Genomic DNA, 22,073 nt, shown 5'->3' with positions numbered 1-22,073 from the left:
TCTCACCATTATTGATTCTGAAACAAACCCAGCTGATCCGAATAAAACCATTCTCGATCATTGTTATCTCGTTTGGGAAACGTAATTTCTCCGTAGCGCTCCGATTTTTTTGTGATTAACTGCTCAATGTCATTATCGAATTGATTTTCGGTATCAATTTGTTCAAGCAATGCTTGCCGGTAATCTCTTTCCAGCCACAATCTGCCAAGCATTGTTTCCGTCATTGCATCGGCTCTGGCAATGTTATTACTTGATTGACGAGAAATGAATTCGCCGCGTTCGTCCTTTTCACAAAACACCGCTTTACCGTCTCGCCAAACCAGATATAAATTCATGTCCGGTTCGCTCTCACGAAACCGGTTCAGTTGTTGCGGTACCGCAGTTAACCACCAGCATTCGCTAAGCCACGCTTGCAAGCATTGCGGGCCTTTCTGGTCATATCGCGTTAATACCAGATGCATTGCCTGGTGTTCCAGATCGGCCAAGCGTTGGTTGGGCTGTATGGATTCCGGTTGCTGGATGCGGGGAACGGCATTGACTACATGGTTTAAAGCAGTTTCATCGATCAACTGGCAAAGGTCATGCGTTGTCAGCCGTAGCGTTTTCGCCGTTTCGTAACCGGGGCGGCAATAAACCGGTCTGTCATCCTGGCGCAATGCATTCAGGTTGTATTGCATCACAGCGATATTGGCTTGCTCGACGCCGCCTTGCCGGTGCCGCTGCACGCGTCCGGCTAATTGAATGATGGAGCGAAAGGAAGACGGCTCGATGATTGCCCAATCGAAATCGTGGTCCCGTCCAACTTCTTCGACCGGCGTAGCTACCAAGATAAACATGACATGCTTGGCATGTGTATTATCAAGGTGATGCCGGATAACTGGATCTTTTAATCCTTCCGGTATTTCGCCGAGTTTCTCCTTGCGTTTTAATACCTTATCCAGGTGCTTTTCCTGTTCATGACGCAAAAGCAAAACCTGTCGGCTGTGATAAGCCATAATCCTGGGTACGCAACTTTCTTCCCATTCGGCTTCCAACAAATATTGGGTTAAAGCAACGCAAGGTGAAATATTCGCTGTGCGAATGACGCCAAAGGACACTTTCTTGCCGGTTACCGCATCAACCGTATGATGACCGCCATGAAGGCGACAAATAGTCTGGCAGATTTTTTCAAAATAGCGCTGTTGCCGGGACAATTCATCATTTTTTTTCACGAGCAAATCGTCGCAACGCACGATGAAAGCTTTACGCTTAACCACTTGTTGCTGCAAATTGGCTACCCGTTTGTCGATAAATTGCCGATGCAGGCTTTGATACTGGTTGCAACGGTTATCTGCATCACTCTGATCGACTCGCTCCACGCGGGCAGTAAATTCATCAACCCACGCACAGGCAATTACGGAGCTTGCTTGTTTAAAATGGCTATGCAATTTCCAACCGGCTTGATAGGCATTAAAAAAACCTTCCGCCAATGCCGGGGGAATAGTGGCCGAAGAAATCATTACTTTCCGTCCGAGCATACCGGCGAGATGAACCAGGCGGCCGATGGCAACTAAATCGGCACCGTCAAAATCATCGACCTCATCAATCACTAAATCCGATGATAACAACCGCAGGCAGGGCAGAATATACTTCCCGCCACGCAAAGTCTCGGTGGCAGCAATGATATGATCGATGGTGCAGGTCAATACAGGTTTATATAGAAACGCTTTGTGTTTCTCAGCGAGCTTCGGTTGTTTTTTGGGGAACAGCACATCCAGAAATTCTGCGGTAGGCGCATCACCGTAATCCAACTCTTCTTCTAACAGTTGTTCCAGCGATTCCGCGCCTAACTCCTCAAAAGCCGGTTTTTGCTCATGCGTTTTTTGTGCCTGCTCGCGCAGTTCTTTTATTGCTGCCGAACCGATTAAAACAGCCAGTTCGTCATTTTTCAAACCAATACGGTAGCGGTATTCGTCTCCGGTTTGCAACGTCAATGTTCGCAAACCCAACGCCAAAATGTAGCGCAAGCTTTCACCTTCACCGGACAAGACGCGCATAATCTTGGCGTTGGCAATAGTTTTGCCGCATCCGGTACTAGCCATGTTCACGATAAACCAGCCATAGTCTTTTTCCTGAAAAGCTTTGTGTTGGGTCTTGAATTGCTTGATGTTGTCAACAGCTTTATCCTGCCACTCAAATCCGGCAGGGCTTTTTTGTTTTAGGGCTTTAATATCATAGGCGGATTCCATTTCCGATGAAAAACGCGATAGAGTCTGACTGATTCTTAGCGCGTGTTCACAGACGCCTACCAGATGTTCGTCAAGTTTTTGTTTGTAATTACGTTTTTCATCGGTATTGGCGAACAATGCTACAGAGCTTTGCCAAGCATTATCCGCCGGGCAGGAAGAGTAATAATGATCGCCCAGCATCAAGCACAAGCGCGCATGATGCAATAGCAACCGGTAGCCGCCATTGTCGAGTAATTGCTGAATTTGCGGCTGCGCCTGTAATAAACGGTTTGACCATTTTTTCAAGTATTTGAGCCATTGTGAAGACTGAGAAAGTAAGCCATCGGGGAATTCAAAACAATCGACCACACGTTTTTTATACTCCGTTTCGTCGAATTTATTTTGATAACCCCATACTGCTGCGATACTTTTCATCAAAGCGTTTAATGTGTTTTTTTCTTCACCCTGACGTAAGTTACGTTCCGTTTTATCCAGAAGCTGCGGCAAACGGTGATGTGAAACTACCAACCAGGCAACCAATTGCGCCAGCGGCGGCAAATCTGCTAAGGGCTTGATGACATTTTGTATAACAATGGTTTTTAATCCCTGTTCATCCAATTCACCCGATTGCAATAGGCTTAACCAAGCCTCATCGCCATTACCTGCATGTCGTACCAAAGCATTTAATAACAAACAAGAAATCCATTCGTGACGTAAGGGATCGCCTTTGGCGGTTCCGGATTTGAGCTTGGCTTGAAACAAAGCTGTTGCCTTGCCCCAATCGTGTAACAAAGCAGAGACAGCTATTAACGCCTTGATAGCAGGCAAATAAGTCCAGTTATTCTCCCATTGCTTGTTTAGCAGGTTCTTGGCTGTGGAATTCACCGGCACAATCCCTTCCCGATTAAATTTGTTCCGATTCCCCACAATCCACACCAGCTCGCTCCGGTTCCGCGATCTGATCCAATGGCAGGAAACGGCGGTGTTCTTGGTGGCGGTTTTGCGCAGCAGGGTTTTGACAACGATCAATCCTTCTTCCGTGATCACGGTTTGCCAGGTATTGTCGCCGATACGGTTGGCGAAAGCATCCAATACCCGCCGGGTGCGATTGAGCGCTTTTTTCTGGCATTGACTGACGAAAGTGACCATCATGATTGATGCCCCTCACCGCGGCCATCTCCAAGCGGGAGAGGGGGATTGTTTTGTAGGGCTTGTTGCTTGACCTGGTCGAACATTAAATCCATCGCCTTATGCTCGGTAAATTTCTGCAGGATTTGCTGGCGGAATTCCTGTTCGGTCATTTTTTCCTTGGCGCAGATAAATGCCCAAGGCAGGACGATGGCGTCTTTGATCAAATCGGCCACGTCGAACACCAATGCACCGCGGCGGGTCTTGCCGTGCATTACAGCAAAACCATGCGGTATTCCCAGTACCCAGAGCGTACTTGCAGCCAGACCGTAGGCCAGGTAATTGCCGTGATTCAGAAAGGCATTCGCACTGTCGGCACCATCGTAATTGCGAGCAAAGTCTTTTTGCTCGGTACGGCTGACAGCGGTTTTGTAAAGGTTTTTGGTGAGCTGTGCTTCAATTAAAAGCAGCTCGGTAACGTTTTTCGCTTGTTCTACCTTGCTTGAATAGCCTGAAAACGCTTGTTGGATATCAAGGTCGTCAACAAAGAAGCCTTCATTTTTCAAATCTCTGTCTTTACTCCATACTTTTTGCAGATATTCGATGCGAGAAAACTGGAAATGCCTGGCAACCTTTAAACGCTGCGCTTCATCGAACCAGAACGATAACCATCCCTGAACATATTCTGTGGGACGGTATTCACTTTGAGGCGTGAGCCATTCTATTTCAGTGCCTGCCAGCAACGGTGTGCCACCGCCACCGCTGAAACCAACCAGGACGCCTGCCGAAGCCAGCATGCGCACTGCGGCTTGAGTAATTGATGTGCCTGTTCCGAGTAGTATAACCGTGGTATTGGCAATCGGGATATTCCAATAGCGGTTTTCTTCCTTATCTTCCGTCAAATAGAGAACCCGCCCGTCTTTCTGCATAACGCGGCATTTTTCAAGATAGTAGATATTGGCTCGCTTGGAATGCAATATTGCTTTCAGGTCGGTTAATTGTTCCATTATTTAAAGCCTTTTATCTCGATTCGGAAATAATTCTGTCTATGAGTTGATTTGGATTCGCCATTTCACCTCCACCTCAATCCGTTCCCACGGATTATGACTTTTTTTCAACCCTGTTATCAAAGCTGACAATATTTCGCCGCGATCCACTAACTGCGAAATTGCCACGTTGTCATCTCTGGGAACATAGCCGAGTTTGAGGCCTTGCCAGTCGATGCGTATGGCGCGTTTGTCGTGGGAATTATCCGGTTCCCGTATCAGTATGAGTCGCTGGTTTGCCTTAAGAAGCCGCCATACTGTTTTGCTCTGGTGCGGGTGACCAATCGAACTTCGCCTGTGTGATGGCAGGAAGGGCCAGCCCACCCAGTAAAGCAGTAATTGATTTTAAAAATGTGCGCCGTGACATGATTTCCCCTTTTCAAAAATACATGGTTTTATTATCCATTGTCACAGGCTCAAAAACCGATACTGTCCCGCTATTTTTTTCCATCTGTATAAATTTTTTGCATTTCGTTCAGATTTTTTATGATGATTTGGCGCAGCGATGCCGGGGAAATGACCTCGACTGCTGAACCGTGTTTGAGGATGTCCATGATCAGCTCGGTTTCGTTGGCGTAGGGAATGTGCAGTTCATAGCGGCCATCCGGGAGGAATGTTTCTTGCTGTTGCGGGTGCCATTGTTCGTCGGCAACCCAGCGGGCGCGTTCGACGGTGAAGCGCAGCACTGCGGTCTGGCTGGCCTTACCGGCGAAAATGCCGTAGCTGGTCGCAAAATGTTCGTCCAATTCGGCTTCGCTGATGTCTCGTGCAGCGACTTCAACTGGCGTAGCCTTCTTGATGCATTCGAGTGCAAAGCTTCTTAGCGCTCCGCGTTTATGGCACCAGGCATCAAGATACCAGTTGTCGCGATAATGCGTGAGACGCTGTGGTGATACGGTACGGTTTGTTTGTTCGCCGTTGCCGCGACTGAAATAGGCAATTTCGAGTTGTTGGCGTTGCAGCAAAGCACTGGCAACGTGTTGAAAATGCAAAACGGTTTTATTCCGCCCCATCATGCTCAAGATGCGGACACGGCTGGCGATTTCCCAGTTGTTCAGGCTTTGCGCCGCGAGAATTTTCTCGAGTTTGTCCTTGATCGGCTGGAGTTGGACGCCCAGCAGACCCGGCTGGATATGCTCCAGCAGATGCTGTGCGGTGAGCAATGCATACAGTTCATCAGCGTCGAACCAGACGCCGGGCAGTTCGAATGCACAGCCACCCCGGATTTCGTAATAATAGCCGTTTCGCTCACGGTTATATTCCAGCGGTGCATTGAACGTATTCCGCAATGTTTCAATGGTGCGTAATATCGTGGCGCGGGAGCATTCGAGGCGTTCTTCAAGCACTTTACGCGCTACTGGCAGGCGGCGCGAGGCCAGGATGCGATGCAGTTGATAAATCCGCTGAAAACTATTCATTGTGTGAATTGCTTCCGTTGTGAAATGATCGGTTCTGCCTGTGGGTAAACGGGTTGCGATTCGGTATTCTGGCAGTCTTTCCGGGATGATCAATCTATCATTGATGTAATTGCTTTGTCCAGCAACTGAATGACCTGAATGCAGTAGAGATTATTTCAGTTTTCTGTTTGGATCCTGTCTCAGAATTTATACATATTGGGGAAAAATTTTGTGGCTGAAAATCGTTTTTAAACAGATCGAAATAATGACCTGTTACTTTTGATTTGACCGGTTCAGTCTCGTGATATTGTTGCCGATAACAAAATCAAAAATCACTTTTACGTTTAATACTAGTACTGATATAGATTTTTTATCCGAAAATGCCCACACTACGTTTTAAAATAAACATTTCAAAAAAAACCGATAAACCGATTCGTAACAAAATTTCGCAGCAAAATTTTAGGCATACATTAAAAAAGTATTTTCACAAGTTGTTCAATAGTGATTCACTTCCTTATATCATGGCGCCGTTGCTCTTTTTTGCAATGATGTATCTGGAATGGTTGTATCTGTTTCTGCTATAGCCAAGCGTCGTTGCGACATTTGGAGAACAGAGCTGGCAAGGCGGTGCAGTTCAGCAGAGTGATTGAACAAGGCCGAAGAATTATCGCGCTTCGTGGTTGATTGCCTTCTCCCTGTGGGAGAAGGCTTTAATGATGATAATTCTGTTGCAGGAGTTATTAGTCTGTCCGTTTAACCGGAAACTACAGTTGCTTCAATCTCGGCAAAAGTTTTTGCTACTTCGGTAAGTGGGATGGCTTGTCCCAATTGTTTCTCGATTTGTGTCAGCGAGAAAATGCCGCAGATATTCACGCCGCCATCACTGTTTCGATCCATGACCAGCGTGTGCTGACGTCCGGCATCGCGCAGACTGGCGATGACATGTCCTACCTTTGCACGCTGAACTTCATCAATCGAAATTGCTTCCAGGTTGTTCAATGGCGTCATGATGTCTGAAACCATGATTTCACTGTGTTTGATGTGCCGGTCCTGATTAAAGCGCATTGGTTTTTCGCCAAGAATGTCGGTGGCGGTGATGACGCCTTGCAGCATGTGGTCGCCGTTGAGCACGAATAACGAACGAACGCCGCGCTGTTTCATATAGTCGTTGGCCCATTCGATACTGGCTTGCGGTTCGATAGTTGCCACATGGCTATGGCGCAAATCGGTCATAATGTCGAAAGCGGGCGATTCAAGGGTGACGCGTTTGGCGGGTGCTGACTTGAAAACTCGGACTGCGCCAGACAAGCGTTGTGCCGGAAGCACATGATAATCGGTCATGATAATCCTCCTTTGTCAATGAATAACTGAGACCATCAATAAGATAAAACCAGAGTGCATTAATCATTTTCAAGCTTCATTTCGCACTCTACGCCGATAGAAATAAGGGGTCAATCTTTTTTGATTTAAATCAAGACAAATTCGAAAAAGTACTGATTTGCGACTTTCTGGCATCAAATGGTGAACGCAGTCGTCAAAACCAGGAGGGTTAATACGACCATAAATCAGTCAGTTAGACTTCATGTGAGTGATGATGTCTTTGGTTTCCGGTCTTATGCCTCTCCACAGATAAAACGATTCAGCCGCCTGTTCGACCAGCATGCCGATGCCGTCGGCCAGGTGCTTTGCACCCTGTTGTGAAGCATATTTTAGAAATCGTGTGGGATCGGCGCTGTACATCATGTCATAGGCAAGCGCGCCGGCTGCAAAAATTCCAGAGGGCAATTCAGGCAGTGCATTGTTAAGACTGGCCGATGTTGCGTTGATGATAATGTCAAAACTTTGACCGGAAAATTGATTGTAATCGCCGCCGGCGATTAGGCCATACTGGGTAAACTGGTTTTTTAAGTCCAGAGCTTTTTGCGGCGTACGGTTTGTAATGGCGAGGATGGCGGGTTTTTGTTGCAGCAGCGGCAATATGACACCGCGCGCAGCGCCGCCGGCGCCCATCAGCAGGATACGTTTTCCGGTAACCGTGACGTTTAGGTTAACGGTGATGTCTCGAACCAGTCCCGCGCCGTCAGTGTTGTCTCCCAGAATCCCGTTGTTTTCGAATTTGAGCGTATTGACCGCCTGGGCAATGTCGGCGCGTTCCGTCAGCTGTGTTGCGAGCTGGTAGGCTTCCAGTTTGAACGGTACGGTGACATTCATACCTTTGCCGCCTTGCCGAAAAAAATCGTTCACCGTTGCCTCAAAGCCATCCAATGACGCCAGAATTGCTTCGTATTGCAGATCTTGCCGGGTTTGTTCGGCGAATGCGGTGTGTATCAGCGGTGATTTGCTGTGCGCGATGGGGTTGCCGACGACGGCGTAACGGTCTGTCATTGTTGATAAAGAAGTTCGTTTATTGGCTGACCAGGGTATCTGAACGTGCGAAAACCCAGGTGCGGGTAATATGCAGAATATCCGTATCCCGGCTGATGTCCGGTGGGAACGGCGCAAAACCGTTTTTACCCGCGAGCCTGACTATGCGGATGGCGGCGTCGTCGAGAATTTTGAAGCCGGATGACCGGTTAATGCCAATGGATTCAAGACTGCCGTCGGCGCGAATGCCAACAGTCAACTGCAGGTTTCCATAAATTTTTTCTCTTTTGGCATCTTCCGGATAATTCAGGTTGCCAATACGCTCCACTTTGAGGCGCCAGTCTTCAACATAACGTGCAAAGCGGTATTCAGTGGTGCGCGCACCGACAAATCTGCGTTTAGGCCGTTTCTGATAGGCATCATGATCCTCTGCAATTTGTGCTTTCAGGCGCGCAATATCCAGGCTGCGCTGGAGTAAATCGGTTGAATTCAGGTCCGGTGTTGAGATTTGTTTCTCGGGTTGGTTCTGATTTGTGTCAGTCTGTTGAATACTTTCTTCACTTTGCAAAGCTGTCATTAGTTTTTGCGTTTCCTGTTCCAGTTGCTTGACCTTTTCTTCCGCTGCAATGGTATCCCTGACGGGTTTACTTTTTGGTATTAACGGGAAAGGTGTCTTGGCGCGACGGTCTTCGTCGATATTACCGCCGCCATCAAGATTTGCTTGCGCGAGTAACTGGGTGTCGGTTGGCGCCAGTTTGGTTTTACTGTTGATCAGCACAACTTCCAGTGATGTGGCGATTTTGTCGAAATCGGGTGTCGGGAATTTAAATGTTACGCCAAATAAAATGGTGAGATGCAGTATTAACGAAAACAGCATGGCGTTTACCAGACGGCGCGTTTGCTTGCGCTCAAAGCTGACCACCGATAATTCGTTGTGTATAGCGACTGACAAAGATTGAAACCTTGAAGGTGAATTTAAATCTGCACTATTTTAGGCAACAACTCAAAACTTGTCACATAAATTAACCAAAATCATACATGCTATTGGATACGATACTCATGATTCCAGCTTTTCGACAAATTTTGCGCGCAAGGTGCGATCCAGCAAGTCGATATTCTGGATTTCCAGTTTTACATAGGAATCCGGTGTCATGTTGGGCAGGGAAGGTATCCGCATTATCAACGGCATATGATCAAACTTGACGAGATTTTCTTTAATCACCAGTGCATTGATGGTCTGTATGTTTTCTTGTATTAACCAACGCAGACACCAATAGTGTTCCATTGAACGCTGGAAATCACCGTAAATGCTATGTGCATTTTCAAAATCCCGCATTGCGATTAGCAAATTTTCGCTGTCACGGGTATAAGGTGGCGCTTCTCCATTGATCATTGCGATGAGTTGCCACTGGTTGATTAAGTCTACATAACGGCGCATCGGTGAGCTGATCCATGCGTATTGTGCAACACCAAGCCCCTGATGCGGCGCCGGGGAAGTACTCATTTTTACCTTGCCGTTACTTTGATTGCGATAAATACCGGCGATCCCGGCTTCAGCAAGCTGCCTGCCCCATTCTGTGTTGGCGTAAATCATCAGCTCGGACACAACTTTGTCTATGGGCGAACCGCGCCTGCGTTCCTTAATGGTGACGTGGTCATTCTCGACATCGAAGCTGTAATCAGTTTTGTCATTATTGGAATCGTTGGCTTTGCCGCGTAATGCTTCCATTTTGCAGGCAAAATGCCATAAAATGCGCAACTCCGCTATAAATGGATGATTTGAATCATCTTGTGTCAGGGTATTTTCATTAAAATATGTTTCCAGTGTTTCATGACGCAGATTTTTCGCAATTTTTATTTTTTCGATACGGCTCTCAATGCGGGTGACGGTATAGTCATCCGCGACATCCAGATACAGTGAAACTGCTGGACAGATTCTATTCTCACTTAATGTGTAATGCTGAATGGCGGTGTCAGGCAACATGGTTATTTTCCTGCCGGGCACATAAACTGTTGACAAACGTTCGGATACAGTTTTGTCCAAGGGCGAATCCGGTTGTATGCCCAATGCGGGCGCTGCGATATGAATGCCGATACGGAAGCTGCCCAGTTTCAACGGTGTAATCGAGAAAGCGTCGTCGATTTCTGTGGTGGAAGCGTCATCGATACTGTAAGCGGAAACTTCGGCAACCGGCAAATCGTTCCAGTCATTTAAATCCTGTTGCTTATCCGCATCACTAAACCCGGTTCCGTTGGGAAAATGTTCCCAGAGAAATTGATTGAAATGATAGTCATGTGACGATGGGATTGCCCCGCATTTTTCGAGTAGTCCGGGTGGCGACAATTTCATTAGCGCGCATGCTTCTTCCAGCGCCTTCCACTCGATTGTGTTTTTATCGGGGTTGTACAGCAAATTGGTGATAATGGGATTGAATTCTTCCGGAAGGGTGGTGTTACTCAGTTGCTCGATATATCGCGCTTTAACTTCAGCCTGAGCGCGTTTTCTTTCCTGACTGGCAATAGCCGCCTTGAGCGCATCCGGCGGTGCGGCTTTGTATCGGCCTTTGCCTTTTTTGTAAAAATACATCGGCGCATTGTGCAGCAAGATCAATGTCGCTGCGGCCTCTACCGGATCAGGGTTGTGCCCGAAATATTCTGTTGCCAGAACGTCGCTTTCAAATTCGGTGTCTTGTACACAGCATTCCCAGAGAAAATCGGGATCCAGTTCATCCGCGATCTCATGGGCTTTCTCCATAAACTCGATCAATGCTGGCGTTTCAAATCGGAGCAGCACAGACGACGCCTTTATTTTTGAGCGTTTTCCATGTGCCGCCTCTACTTGTAATGAAGTGGTATTGTCAGCCAGGATTGTCCCGACCTTGAAACTACCGGATTCTTCATAAAAAACATTCATAAAATTAGATGATTTTTATAAATTAACTTGGATAGATAATTGTTCAAGAAGTTGCTTTACATTAAGCATGTTCAAAGCAGGGTAATAAATTTGAGTATTGCATTTGTTTTGAGAATCTGATGAAACCCTTTTATACTGATTATATACGAGTGAAATGAATTGGCATGGAAAAGACAACAAAACAATTTGTTATTTTCTGACGGTTGCTCATTGTAATGAATAAATCGGTGGAGGGGGTATGGATTTATATCGAGTAAGCTTGATATTGTTCTGTATTGCAGTGTTGTTGACCGGGTGCGCACAGCAGACCTTGCAGTCAACGCAGTCAGGCGATAACTTTTTACCACACACCCGAGAATGGGAGCAAGAAACCGGCGTTCCTTTGTTAAGCGGAATGGGAGCGTACCATCATGCGATTTCGACGCGGAATCCGGGTGCGCAACGTTATTTTAATCAGGCGCTTGTTTTGAGCTTTGCATATAACCATGCGGAATCCGTGCGTGCGTTTCACGCAGCGCAGAAACTCGACGACCGCTGTGCAATGTGTTATTGGGGAGAAGCGTTGGCATTGGGGCCGAATATCAATGTTACCCATCATGGCAAAGTTGTAATGGCAGATGAGGCGCGTGTGCAGGCTTTTGCCGCGATTCAAAAGGCGGTTGCGCTCAAACACCATGCCAGCGAAAAAGAAGGGGATTATATTGATGCGCTGGCGACGCGGTATAACGGTGATCTGTCGACGACACGCGATCAACTCGATCAAGCCTACATGGAAGCCATGCGCGATCTTTCCCGGAAATATCCGGTTGATGATGATGCGGCGAGCTTATACGCGGAGTCCATGATGAATTTAATGCCTTGGGATTACTGGCTCGACCCGGATACACCCAAGGCGCTGACCGCTGAATTGATCAAGGTTCTTGAAAATGTGCTCGAACGGTCGTCACGGCATCCACTCGGTATTCATCTTTATATTCATGCAGTTGAATCGTCATCGAATCCAGGCAGGGCTGAGCAGGCGGCGGATGTATTACTGGATCTGGTTCCGGGCGCTGGCCATCTCGTTCATATGCCTTCGCATACATATTGGCGCGTTGGGCGCTATAGCGATGCCGCAAAGGCGAATATGAAAGCTGCTGCCGTTGATGAGGCGTATATTGCAGCGTGCAATGCTGGCGGCTTCTATCCTGCGGCATATTATCCGCATAATCTTCATTTCTTGTGGGCGGCGTACAGCATGGAGGGGCGCAGCCGGGATGCATTTGAAACAGCGCACAAAGTGGCTGAAAGTATATCGGAAGAACTGGTTGATGAATTTCCGGTAGTCGAGTTTTATAAAACAATTCCTTTGCTTTCATTGACAGGTTTTGGTAAATGGCATGAGATTCTTGCCGAACCACAGCCGCCTGCCCATCGGGTTTTGTCCACTGCGATCTGGCATTACGCGCGTGCATTGGCCAATATTCGACTTGGCCGCATCGATGCCGCGCGTACAGAACATGCCAGACTGATTGAATTGAAAACGAATGCCAGCATTACTGCGCTGGATGCAATGGACTATCCAGCAAGCAGGCTATTGCAGATTGCCGATTTCTTGGTTGCGGGCGAGCAGTTCATGGCGCAGGGCAAGCAATTGCAGGCAATTTCTGCATTTGAGCATGCTGTCGCCATCCAGGACGGTTTGCCATATATGGAGCCGCCGTATTGGTATTATTCAACGCGTCATACATTGGGTAAAGCGCTGCTCACATCGGGAGACTTTGCGCGTGCAGAAGCGGTCTATCAGGAAAATTTAAAGAATTATCCAAAAAACGGCTGGGGTTTGTACGGGTTGATGCAAAGTCTCAATGCGCAGGGCAAGTCATCGGATGAGGTAATGAAAGCGTTTGAAAACGCATGGCGGCATGCCGATGTTGCGCTCACGGCTTCACAATTTTAAGTGGACTGATTGTGTTGCCGGTTCAATAAACTATATGACATTGATTTTGAATTAATCTAGAATTAAGGGATTAAATTGTCTACTGTCTGGATGAAGATTTGAAACCCGAAACAAACTGTCTATTAAACTTGATCTTTATGTTTAAGGAGTTGCTGGATACTGTGTTTGAGCTCCGAGTCCGGTAATGTATCGGCGAAACGGCTGAGGCTTGCGATGCCTCGGTGGCTGATTCCGGGTTTTCTGGATTTAAGCGCTTCTTTCTGACGCAATGCGGTATGATCGAGACAATCAGGTTTTTGAACCATAATTTTGATTGATGATACTTTCCATCCCTTATTTTGCATCTTAAGCAAGAGAGAAGGTGAAATATGCTTAAGTTTGGTGGCAACGGATGCGTTTTCGGCCAGCAGTGTTAGCTGTCCGTTTGAAAATGGGCCGAGTTTGTAATGTTTGCTTAAATGAGCGGGAATAATGGATGCCGCTGCGAACATTCGTTCCATTTTTTTGATTTGGCCGGCGCGATTAAATAAGTCCGCGTGTTCGGGATTTTTACCCAGGGCGCGCAGATATGTCTTTATATTTTGAGAGGTCATGGATTTTTAAAAAATTTCCATTGTTCACACTATGAATATTATTTTGATTTCCAGTCAATCGGTTCAGGCAAAGAAACTGGTATTGACTAAGGTACATCTTACAGTACTGGCTGGTGTATTTCTAATTTCCGTGCTGTTATTGGCGCTTGGTTTGAATTTTGTCTCATTGCGCTATGCGGATCGAATAGAATCGCCGGTATTAAAGGCCCTGCTTGTCAGTCCGCAGGAAGAAAGGCATCAGAAAATGCAATCGCATTTGCATGATGATCTAAATGTTATGGCGATTAAACTGGGTAAGATGCAGGCACAGTTGTTGCGCCTGGATGCGTTGGGTGCTCAGCTGCTCGAATCCTCCGGTGTGGAACCCGAAGGTTTTATGCTGGAACAGTCGCCGGGTCAGGGCGGCGCTTATGCCGATTTGCACACGGAATCCATTTCATTTGGCGAGTTCGATAGAAAACTGCATGAATTGTCCGATATGCTCGAAGAACGCTCTGACAGACTGGGTGCGCTGGAATCATTCATACGAGTCGAGAAATTGTCAAAAAGAGTATTGCCCACCGTAATGCCGGTTGATACCGATTGGTATTCATCCGGATTCGGGGTTAGGATCGATCCGTTTACGGGGAGACGCGCTTTTCATGAAGGCGTCGATTTTGCTGCAAAAAGGGGTACACCCATCCGTGCAGCGGCCGGTGGCGTAGTTGTTTATTCCGATAGGCATTCCGAGTATGGTAAGATGGTCGAAATAGATCACGGTGATGACATGATTAGCCGCTATGCCCATGCTTCAAAATTGCATGTTGAAGTGGGTCAGATTGTCACTCAAGGGCAGAAGATTGCAGAAGTAGGCAGTACCGGGCGTTCAACGGGGCCGCATTTGCATTTCGAGATCAGACATAAAGACGTGCCGCAAAATCCATCCCGATTTCTCAAAAAACCGGGTTGATATTTTGAAGCTGAAGCGAAATTAAACGCCCGCTACCCGACAAAGCACACTGTGTATGTTGATGAAAATGTTGATGTGCTCAAAGTCGAGCGAGTTGCTTGGATTTGTGTAGCGTATGTGTATGCGTTGTTTTTTCTAAAGAAGAGTGAGGCATCGTGTCTCGCTCTTTGTTTTTCCGGATATTAATTTTTATTACAGATTGTTATGTTAGGAAATCTACTTAAAAAGGTTTTTGGTAGCCGTAACGACCGTATTGTTAAGCAGTACTCCAAAACGGTTGATGTGATCAATTCACTTGAAGAGGAAATTGAAAAACTGTCGGATGCGCAATTGCGCGCCAAAACCGAAGAATTTAAACAACGTATCAATGACGGAGAGACACTGGATGAGATTTTGCCCGAGGCGTTTGCGGTAGTACGCGAAACGGGTAAGCGAGTGCTGAAAATGCGCCATTTTGACGTGCAATTGATTGGCGGTATGGTGTTGCATGATGGAAAAATTTCGGAAATGCGCACGGGTGAAGGTAAAACGCTCGTAGCGACGCTGCCGGCATATTTAAATGCACTGTCCGGTCACGGTGTTCATGTCGTGACGGTCAATGATTATCTGGCCAAACGCGATGCAGGCTGGATGGGCAAGATCTATGAATTTCTGGGTATGAGTGTCGGCGTCATTTATGGGCATATGCCGCATGACGAGAAAAAGAAGGCTTATGCCGCGGATATTACCTATGGCACTAATAACGAGTATGGTTTCGATTATTTGCGTGACAATATGGTTACGCATCAGGCTGAACGTGTTCAGCGTCACCTCAATTTCGCCATCGTGGATGAGGTCGATTCCATTCTGATTGATGAGGCGCGCACGCCGTTGATTATTTCCGGTCAGGCCGAAGGCGACACAGAAATCTATATACGTATCAACAAGCTGATTCCGAAATTAATCCGTCAGGAAACAGAAGACGGGCAGGGCGATTATAGTGTTGATGAAAAAGCGCATCAGGTGACATTGAGTGAAGAAGGCTTTGAGCATGCTGAAAAGCTGCTGGCAGAAGCCGGACTGCTTAAATCGGGTTCGAGTCTGTACGACCCGGCAAATGTCAGTTTGATACATCACTTGACAGCCGGTCTGCGCGCACATGCGCTGTATTTTCTGGACCAGCATTATGTGTTGCAGAATGGTGAAGTCGTAATTGTCGATGAGTTCACCGGGCGTTTGATGGCTGGCAGACGCTGGTCGGATGGGTTGCACCAGGCTGTTGAGGCAAAAGAAGGTGTGACCATTCAGAAGGAAAACCAGACACTGGCGTCGATTACGTTCCAGAATTATTTTCGCATGTATCATAAATTAGCGGGTATGACTGGAACCGCGGATACCGAAGCCGCCGAATTTCAGCAAATCTACGGTCTCGAGACTGTGATTATTCCAACGCATCGGGCAATGGTGCGGGATGATCGCATGGATCTGGTTTTTCGTACCATGGATGAAAAGTATACTGCTGTGATCGAAGGAATACGAGAATGTTATGACAGTGGACAGCCTGTACTGGTTGGTACAACATCCATTGAAAATAACATTTTGCTGTCCAAATTGCTGGATCGTGCAAAATTACCGCATCAGGTGCTGAACGCAAAGCAGCATGCCAGTGAAGCCAATATCATTGTTCAGGCCGGACGTCCAAAAATGATTACCATTGCGACCAATATGGCAGGGCGGGGGACGGATATTGTTTTAGGGGGGAATCCCGAGCCGGAAATTGAAAGTATACGAAATGACGAAAAACTGAGCGATGCCGAGAAAGAAAAGCGGATTAAGGATGTCTATGATAAATGGCAGGTGGTGCATGATGATGTGCTGCAAAAAGGCGGATTACATATTATCGCTACTGAGCGGCATGAGTCGCGCCGGGTTGACAATCAGTTAAGAGGCCGCTCAGGCAGACAAGGCGACCCAGGGTCAAGCCGGTTTTATTTGTCGCTTGAAGATCCTTTGTTGCGTATTTTTGCCTCTGATCGTGTTGCGAGTATCATGAATCGTCTCAAAATGCCCGAAGGTGAAGCGATTGAGCATCCCTGGGTTACGCGGGCGATCGAAAATGCGCAGCGCAAGGTAGAGGCGCGAAATTTTGATATCCGTAAACAGTTGTTGGATTACGATGATGTGGCCAACGATCAGCGTAGCGTTATTTATCAACAGCGCAATGAATTGCTGGAAACAGAACATGATATTACGGAAACCATTACTGCTGTCCGTGAAAGTGTGCTGACCGGCTTGTTCAGTCTGCATATCCCGCTGCAAAGCGTCGAGGAACAATGGGATGTGCCGGGACTGGAAAAAGCGCTGGCGTCCGAGTATCAATTGCATTTGCCAATACAGAAATGGCTGGATGAAGAAACGGACTTGCATGATGAAATATTGTGCGACCGGATTATTGATATTGCAGCACAACATTATCAGGGCAAGGTCGATCAGATCGGCGCGGGAATTATGCAGCAATATGAACGCGCGTTAATGTTGCAAATTATTGATGCGCACTGGCGTGAACATCTTGCCGCATTGGACCATTTGCGACACGGAATACATTTGCGTGGCTACGCACAAAAAAATCCTAAACAGGAGTATAAACGCGAAGCATTCGAACTGTTTACCAATATGCTTGAAGAAATCAAGGCTGAAGTAACTAGAATACTGATGACTGTTCAGATTAAAAACGAACAGCAAGTTGAAGCGGTCACCGAAACAATGAAGTCACCCGAGAAAGTTGAGTATCATCATGATGTTGCCGCAGATAGTGTGGGTGGTGACCAGGGTTCGGATGATAAAATACAGCCTTTTGTACGTGAGGGCGATAAAGTCGGGCGCAATCAACCGTGTCCTTGTGGTTCGGGCAAAAAATACAAGCATTGTCACGGCAAGATTAAGTAGTCATTTTCCATATCTGAATTTTGAATCGGTTGGATCCAAATTTGGGAGAAAGTTTTTTACTATTTCCCTATCATGCTTATGGTATAATTCCCAATTTATTTAACAGGCTGTCCTGAAAAACAAATTGCCTTGAATGAATCTGGAAAGAGAGGGCCGAAGCCCCTTTTCAGCAGGCCTTTAGTTAAGTACAAAACCAAAGATCATGAAATGTCTTGAGACAGTTTTAATAAATAATAAATAGTTGGGATGTCTGAGAAATGCATTTTTTTAAGATTCAATGTTTAGATATCTGAAGAAAAGTGCCGGGTAGGAATTTTTGTTAACGGTTTTGCATATACAATAAACTGATATTGCATGAAAAAATTAATTGATGGAATTTTAAAATATGGCAGATAGTTTCAGCATTAATAGTGAAATGAGTGGAAGAAGAAAGTTCTTGGTTGCTGCGACATCTGTAGCAGGAGGGGTAGCGTGTGTGGGAGTCGCAACGCCTTTTGTTAAAAGCATGATGCCGAGTGAACGTGCCAAAGCAGCGGGAGCACCGGTTGAGGTTGATATTTCCAGACTTGAACCAGGAATGTTGATGATGGTTGAATGGCGTGGGCGTGTAGTCTGGATTCTCGATCGTACACCGCAAATGTTGGATACGCTTGAGAAACTTGAACCACAGTTGGCAGATCCGAATTCAGATAAAGATCAGCAACCGGAGTACGCCAAGAACAGAACCCGATCAATCAAGCCTGCAATTTTGGTTGTGGAAGGTATTTGTACGCATTTGGGTTGTTCTCCGGTCTTCAGGAAAGATATTGCGCCGGAAGACCTGGGACCTGATTGGCTGGGCGGTTTCTTTTGTCCGTGTCATGGTTCGAAATTCGATTTGGCAGGCCGCGTATATAAGAGCGTTCCTGCACCAACGAATATGGTGGTTCCACCACATGTGTATTTAAGTGATAACGTCCTTTTAATCGGGGCAGAAAGCAAGGAATCTGCATAAATGAACGAACAAAAAAATTCTTTTCTTGGGTGGATCGATAAACGATTTCCAATGACAGTGACATGGAGAGCACATCTCTCTGAATATTATGCGCCAAAGAATTTTAATTTCTGGTATTTCTTTGGCTCATTGGCATTGTTGGTATTGGTCAACCAGTTGATTACTGGTATTTTCCTGACCATGAGTTACAAGCCTGACTCGAGTCTGGCATTTGCATCAGTCGAATATATCATGCGTGATGTTGAATATGGCTGGTTAATCCGCTATATGCACTCTACTGGAGCATCAATGTTCTTTGTGGTCGTTTATCTGCATATGTTCCGTGGCATGATCTACGGCTCATACCGGAAACCACGCGAATTGTTATGGCTGATTGGTATGGCTATTTTCTTCGTGTTAATGAGTCTCGCATTTACCGGTTATATTTTGCCATGGGGACAAATGTCTTACTGGGGTGCGCAGGTGATCGTGAGCATGTTTGAAGCCATCCCGGTTATTGGCGAAACATTGCATAACTGGATTCTGGGCGACTTTATGCTGTCGGATGCGGCGCTCAATCGTTTCTTTGCATATCATGTGGTGACCTTGCCCGTGCTCATTGTTGTATTGGTATTTGTACATGTCATCGCATTGCATGAAGTGGGTTCAAACAACCCTGATGGTATCGAAATCAAGGAAAACAAAAACCCTGAAACCAAAATCCCTGTCGATGGTATTCCATTCCATCCGTACTACACCGTGAAAGATATTTTCGGTGTTATTGGTTTTCTGATTGTGTTTTGTGGCATTATCTTTTTTGCACCGGAGATGGGTGGTTATTTTCTGGAATATAATAACTTCATCCCGGCAAATACATTGCAAACACCCGATCATATTGCACCAGTCTGGTATTTCACACCTTATTACTCAATGTTACGTGCGGTAACTGTCAATTTCCTGGGAATTGAAGCGAAGTTGTGGGGTGTGATTTTGATGGTTGCAGGTGTTGCCGTTTTCTGCTTCCTGCCATGGCTGGATAGAAGCCCAGTTAAGTCAATCCGTTACAAAGGACCAATTTTTAAGACATTTTTGACATTGTTTGTTATCAGTTTCTTCGTATTGGGCTGGCTGGGTACACAACCGCCAACTCCTTTTTATACGTTGTTAGCGCAAATCTTTTCGGTTATTTATTTTGCTTTCTTTGTTCTGATGCCAATATATAGCAAAATAGATAAGACAAAACCTGAGCCTAAAAGAGTAACCAAATGAATAAAATAAAAATATTTTTACTTGTCCTGTGTATGGTTCCGATGGCCCTATTTGCTGCAGAGCCTGGAATGCCATTAGATAAAGCGCCAATTGATTCCAGTGATAATGAATCGTTGCAGCGTGGTGCTGAAACATTTGTAAACTACTGTCTGACTTGTCATGGCGCCAGTTTCATGCGGTACAATCGTCATCGCGATATTGGGCTAGATAACGAAGCCGAGGTACTCAAGAAATTGATACTGACAGGGCAGAAAGCTGGTGATCTGATGTTGACAGCCATGCGTAAAAAAGAAGGGGAAGAATGGTTTGGTGTTGCCCCACCTGATCTATCTGTTATAGCCAGATCGAATGGTGCTGATTGGTTATATACCTATCTGCGTGCATTTTATCGCGATGATACGACAGTGCCTGGTTGGAATAATTTAGTCTTTGATCGAGCAGCAATGCCGCATGTGTTCTATGAACTTCAAGGCGAACAAAAGCTTGTAGTGCAAACCATCGGCGGAAAAGAAGTGAAAAGCCTGGAATTGGTTAAACCAGGAACAATGACAGTATCGGAATATGATAAATATGTTGCTGATTTAGTGAATTATCTGGTTTACCTGGGAGAACCAATCGCAAATGAACGCAAGCGCTTGGGAATGTTGGTAATGATTTTCCTGTTTGGTATGCTGGGTTTAACTTACCTGTTGTATAAAGAATATTGGAAAGACATTCATTGATTGAAAAGTTTTTCATAACTAAGAAAGTTTAGAGAATAATAGCTATGATGACTTTGTATTCAACGATCACATGCCCATATAGCCATCGTTGCAGAATCGTTTTGCACGAAAAGGATATGGACTTTGAAGTCATTGATGTTGATCCAAATAACAAGCCTGAAGACTTGGCAGTCATGAGTCCATACGGAAAAGCACCGATCCTGGTCGAACGGGATCTGGTGCTTTACGAATCAAATATTATTAATGAATATATTGATGATCGTTTTCCGCATCCTCAGCTCATGCCTGCCGATCCTGTGATGCGCGCGCGCGCCAGATTATTGCTGTATCGTTTTGAGCAGGAATTGTTTTGTTATATCGATTTGATTGAAAGTAATGATGCCAAAGCTGCGGAAAAAGCACGCACTTCTGTTGCTGAAAACTTAACAATGATTGCACCGATATTTGAGAAACAAAAATTCATGTTGGGTGACGAGTTCTCTATGCTGGATGTTGCTATCGCGCCGTTGTTATGGCGACTTGAGCATTATGGGATTAAATTACCCAAACAGGCTGCGCCTTTATTAAAATACTCGGAACGATTATTCAGTAGACCTCTCTTTATCGATGCGTTGTCTGCATCTGAGAAGGTCATGCGAAAATGAAACTTCCATCAACAAAGCCATACCTGGTTCGTTCGATCTATGAATGGTGCAACGAGTGCGGGTATACGCCATTACTATCGGTCAAGGCTACGCTGGAAATGAACTTTCCAGCGGATATTATTAAAAATGATGAAATCATTTTTAATATTGGTCTCGGTGCAGTACACAATCTTGTTATCGGTAATGATATAATCAGCTTCTCGGCAAGGTTTAATGGTGTTGCAAGAGAAATAATTTTTCCTACGGATGCCGTTAAAGGTATTTTCGCAAGAGAAGTTAATCAAGGCATAGCATTTCCCGAAGTTCAACTTGAAGCTGAACAAACGAAAGCAAGAACCATCGACGAAACGCTAGATAAGCAACTGAAGCCTGAGAAAAAAACGATTGGAAAAAAAGGCAATACCAAATTGCGCATAGTAAAGTAAACCTAAACCCTCAGTACAGTTTCAAGTAAGCCGGCATAGCTCAGATGGTAGAGCAGCTGATTTGTAATCAGAAGGTCCCGAGTTCGATTCTTGGTGTCGGCACCATAAAATCAATGGCTTGCAATCCATCCGCAAACCATTTTCGTTTCTGGGGTTACACGGGGGTTACATTGCAACAATATAGTAACCCTTACTGAGACCACTTTTTCCTTCTTTCCAAGCGGTCAAATTAGATATTTTGTACCTGACTTGTGCTGACGGGATACATTCATTGAGAATGGTGCTTTACCAGCAAACGAATAGCAGCTTTCGACCCTTATGAGTCACTCTCCCAATTTAGCAAAATGACAGCATAGCAAGAATAAGCGGTCGATTCTGTTGCAGCAATTCGATCTATTGCTGAACCTTTGAAAAATTGATGGTAATGTACAAACCCATGTCAACCTCATGCATTATTTCTCGGACTAGCGCAATAAAACTGGTTAACTATTGGATAAAAGTTAAGGAGTTTTAGTGTGTCACACTGTGCAAGCTCCAACAAAGGTGTGTGATGCGTCTTTCGCTATTGTAAAACTTCT

At 45.8% G+C, this 22,073-nt stretch carries 16 protein-coding genes and 1 tRNA gene; 9 read left to right on the top strand and 8 right to left on the bottom strand.

The genetic code is table 11. From position 1 onward, the window contains the following. Positions 1-8 precede the first annotated feature (8 nt). From cas3f to MRK00_02205, 7 genes are all read right to left on the bottom strand, one after another. Positions 9-3,359, bottom strand: a complete 3,351-nt coding sequence (cas3f, locus tag MRK00_02235) for a type I-F CRISPR-associated helicase Cas3f (protein ID MDR4516199.1) — start codon at positions 3,357-3,359, stop codon at positions 9-11. After that, positions 3,356-4,342 carry a type I-F CRISPR-associated endonuclease Cas1f gene (gene cas1f, locus MRK00_02230; GenBank protein MDR4516198.1) on the bottom strand — a complete coding sequence of 329 codons (987 nt, stop codon included), beginning with the start codon at positions 4,340-4,342 and terminating at the stop codon, positions 3,356-3,358. The genes cas3f and cas1f overlap by 4 nt, the downstream gene beginning before the upstream one ends. A 476-nt stretch (positions 4,343-4,818) precedes the next feature. After that, positions 4,819-5,799: a YafY family transcriptional regulator gene (locus MRK00_02225; protein ID MDR4516197.1), complete on the bottom strand. Its 981-nt coding sequence runs from the start codon at positions 5,797-5,799 to the stop codon at positions 4,819-4,821. 732 nt (positions 5,800-6,531) lie between these two features. Continuing rightward, the gene (locus tag MRK00_02220) at positions 6,532-7,119 is read right to left on the bottom strand and encodes a CBS domain-containing protein (GenBank protein ID MDR4516196.1); all 588 of its coding nucleotides are present in this window, start codon (positions 7,117-7,119) and stop codon (positions 6,532-6,534) included. A 228-nt stretch (positions 7,120-7,347) separates the two neighbouring features. Further along, positions 7,348-8,163: a shikimate dehydrogenase gene (gene aroE, locus MRK00_02215; GenBank protein ID MDR4516195.1), complete on the bottom strand. Its 816-nt coding sequence runs from the start codon at positions 8,161-8,163 to the stop codon at positions 7,348-7,350. A 19-nt stretch (positions 8,164-8,182) separates the two neighbouring features. Further along, complete coding sequence (locus tag MRK00_02210; protein ID MDR4516194.1) at positions 8,183-9,094, bottom strand: TonB family protein; 912 nt, start codon at positions 9,092-9,094, stop codon at positions 8,183-8,185. A 105-nt stretch (positions 9,095-9,199) separates the two neighbouring features. Next, positions 9,200-11,056 (bottom strand): RNB domain-containing ribonuclease, encoded by a 1,857-nt coding sequence (locus MRK00_02205; protein ID MDR4516193.1) that lies wholly within the window; start codon positions 11,054-11,056, stop codon positions 9,200-9,202. A 238-nt stretch (positions 11,057-11,294) separates the two neighbouring features. Between MRK00_02205 and MRK00_02200 the strand changes: the two genes are divergently transcribed. Next, entirely contained in the window at positions 11,295-12,995 is a 1,701-nt protein-coding gene (locus tag MRK00_02200; protein ID MDR4516192.1) for a hypothetical protein, read from the top strand. Positions 12,996-13,117: 122 nt separating this feature from the next. Here the strand turns inward: MRK00_02200 and MRK00_02195 are convergent, their stop codons facing one another. After that, complete coding sequence (locus tag MRK00_02195) at positions 13,118-13,588, bottom strand: DUF721 domain-containing protein (GenBank protein MDR4516191.1); 471 nt, start codon at positions 13,586-13,588, stop codon at positions 13,118-13,120. A 31-nt stretch (positions 13,589-13,619) separates the two neighbouring features. On the opposite strand from MRK00_02195, the gene MRK00_02190 reads away from it, so the two are divergent. From MRK00_02190 to MRK00_02155, 8 genes are all read left to right on the top strand, one after another. Next, positions 13,620-14,537, top strand: coding sequence for a M23 family metallopeptidase (locus MRK00_02190; protein ID MDR4516190.1), 918 nt, complete (start codon positions 13,620-13,622; stop codon positions 14,535-14,537). A gap of 204 nt (positions 14,538-14,741) precedes the next feature. Then, a complete protein-coding gene (secA, locus tag MRK00_02185; GenBank protein ID MDR4516189.1) occupies positions 14,742-17,462 on the top strand; it encodes a preprotein translocase subunit SecA in 2,721 nt (906 codons plus the stop codon). A 385-nt stretch (positions 17,463-17,847) separates the two neighbouring features. Beyond that, positions 17,848-18,456 carry a ubiquinol-cytochrome c reductase iron-sulfur subunit gene (gene petA / locus MRK00_02180; protein ID MDR4516188.1) on the top strand — a complete coding sequence of 203 codons (609 nt, stop codon included), beginning with the start codon at positions 17,848-17,850 and terminating at the stop codon, positions 18,454-18,456. Beyond that, positions 18,457-19,704: a cytochrome bc complex cytochrome b subunit gene (locus tag MRK00_02175; protein ID MDR4516187.1), complete on the top strand. Its 1,248-nt coding sequence runs from the start codon at positions 18,457-18,459 to the stop codon at positions 19,702-19,704. Then, positions 19,701-20,426, top strand: a complete 726-nt coding sequence (locus MRK00_02170) for a cytochrome c1 (protein ID MDR4516186.1) — start codon at positions 19,701-19,703, stop codon at positions 20,424-20,426. The genes MRK00_02175 and MRK00_02170 overlap by 4 nt, the downstream gene beginning before the upstream one ends. 44 nt (positions 20,427-20,470) lie before the next feature. Further along, entirely contained in the window at positions 20,471-21,070 is a 600-nt protein-coding gene (locus MRK00_02165) for a glutathione S-transferase N-terminal domain-containing protein (protein ID MDR4516185.1), read from the top strand. Beyond that, positions 21,067-21,495 carry a ClpXP protease specificity-enhancing factor gene (locus tag MRK00_02160; GenBank protein ID MDR4516184.1) on the top strand — a complete coding sequence of 143 codons (429 nt, stop codon included), beginning with the start codon at positions 21,067-21,069 and terminating at the stop codon, positions 21,493-21,495. Before MRK00_02165 ends, MRK00_02160 begins: the two co-directional genes overlap by 4 nt. Before the next feature lie 29 nt (positions 21,496-21,524). Continuing rightward, positions 21,525-21,600: transfer RNA gene (locus MRK00_02155), tRNA-Thr, on the top strand. Positions 21,601-22,073 lie beyond the last annotated feature (473 nt).

This window comes from Nitrosomonas sp., from assembly GCA_031316255.1.
In the GTDB taxonomy this organism is placed as follows: Bacteria; Pseudomonadota; Gammaproteobacteria; order Burkholderiales; family Nitrosomonadaceae; genus Nitrosomonas.
This window is presented reverse-complemented; position numbering and strand designations above follow the sequence as displayed.

Coding starts and splice junctions, on each gene's coding strand:
- MRK00_02175 (MDR4516187.1), top strand. CDS start 18,457: ATGAACGAACAAAAAAATTCTTTTCTTGGGTGGATCGATAAACGATTT.
- MRK00_02165 (MDR4516185.1), top strand. CDS start 20,471: ATGATGACTTTGTATTCAACGATCACATGCCCATATAGCCATCGTTGC.
- MRK00_02190 (MDR4516190.1), top strand. CDS start 13,620: ATGAATATTATTTTGATTTCCAGTCAATCGGTTCAGGCAAAGAAACTG.
- cas1f (MDR4516198.1), bottom strand. CDS start 4,342: ATGGAACAATTAACCGACCTGAAAGCAATATTGCATTCCAAGCGAGCC.
- MRK00_02195 (MDR4516191.1), bottom strand. CDS start 13,588: ATGACCTCTCAAAATATAAAGACATATCTGCGCGCCCTGGGTAAAAAT.
- MRK00_02220 (MDR4516196.1), bottom strand. CDS start 7,119: ATGACCGATTATCATGTGCTTCCGGCACAACGCTTGTCTGGCGCAGTC.
- MRK00_02160 (MDR4516184.1), top strand. CDS start 21,067: ATGAAACTTCCATCAACAAAGCCATACCTGGTTCGTTCGATCTATGAA.
- cas3f (MDR4516199.1), bottom strand. CDS start 3,359: ATGATGGTCACTTTCGTCAGTCAATGCCAGAAAAAAGCGCTCAATCGC.
- secA (MDR4516189.1), top strand. CDS start 14,742: ATGTTAGGAAATCTACTTAAAAAGGTTTTTGGTAGCCGTAACGACCGT.
- MRK00_02170 (MDR4516186.1), top strand. CDS start 19,701: ATGAATAAAATAAAAATATTTTTACTTGTCCTGTGTATGGTTCCGATG.
- petA (MDR4516188.1), top strand. CDS start 17,848: ATGGCAGATAGTTTCAGCATTAATAGTGAAATGAGTGGAAGAAGAAAG.
- MRK00_02205 (MDR4516193.1), bottom strand. CDS start 11,056: ATGAATGTTTTTTATGAAGAATCCGGTAGTTTCAAGGTCGGGACAATC.
- MRK00_02200 (MDR4516192.1), top strand. CDS start 11,295: ATGGATTTATATCGAGTAAGCTTGATATTGTTCTGTATTGCAGTGTTG.
- MRK00_02225 (MDR4516197.1), bottom strand. CDS start 5,799: ATGAATAGTTTTCAGCGGATTTATCAACTGCATCGCATCCTGGCCTCG.
- aroE (MDR4516195.1), bottom strand. CDS start 8,163: ATGACAGACCGTTACGCCGTCGTCGGCAACCCCATCGCGCACAGCAAA.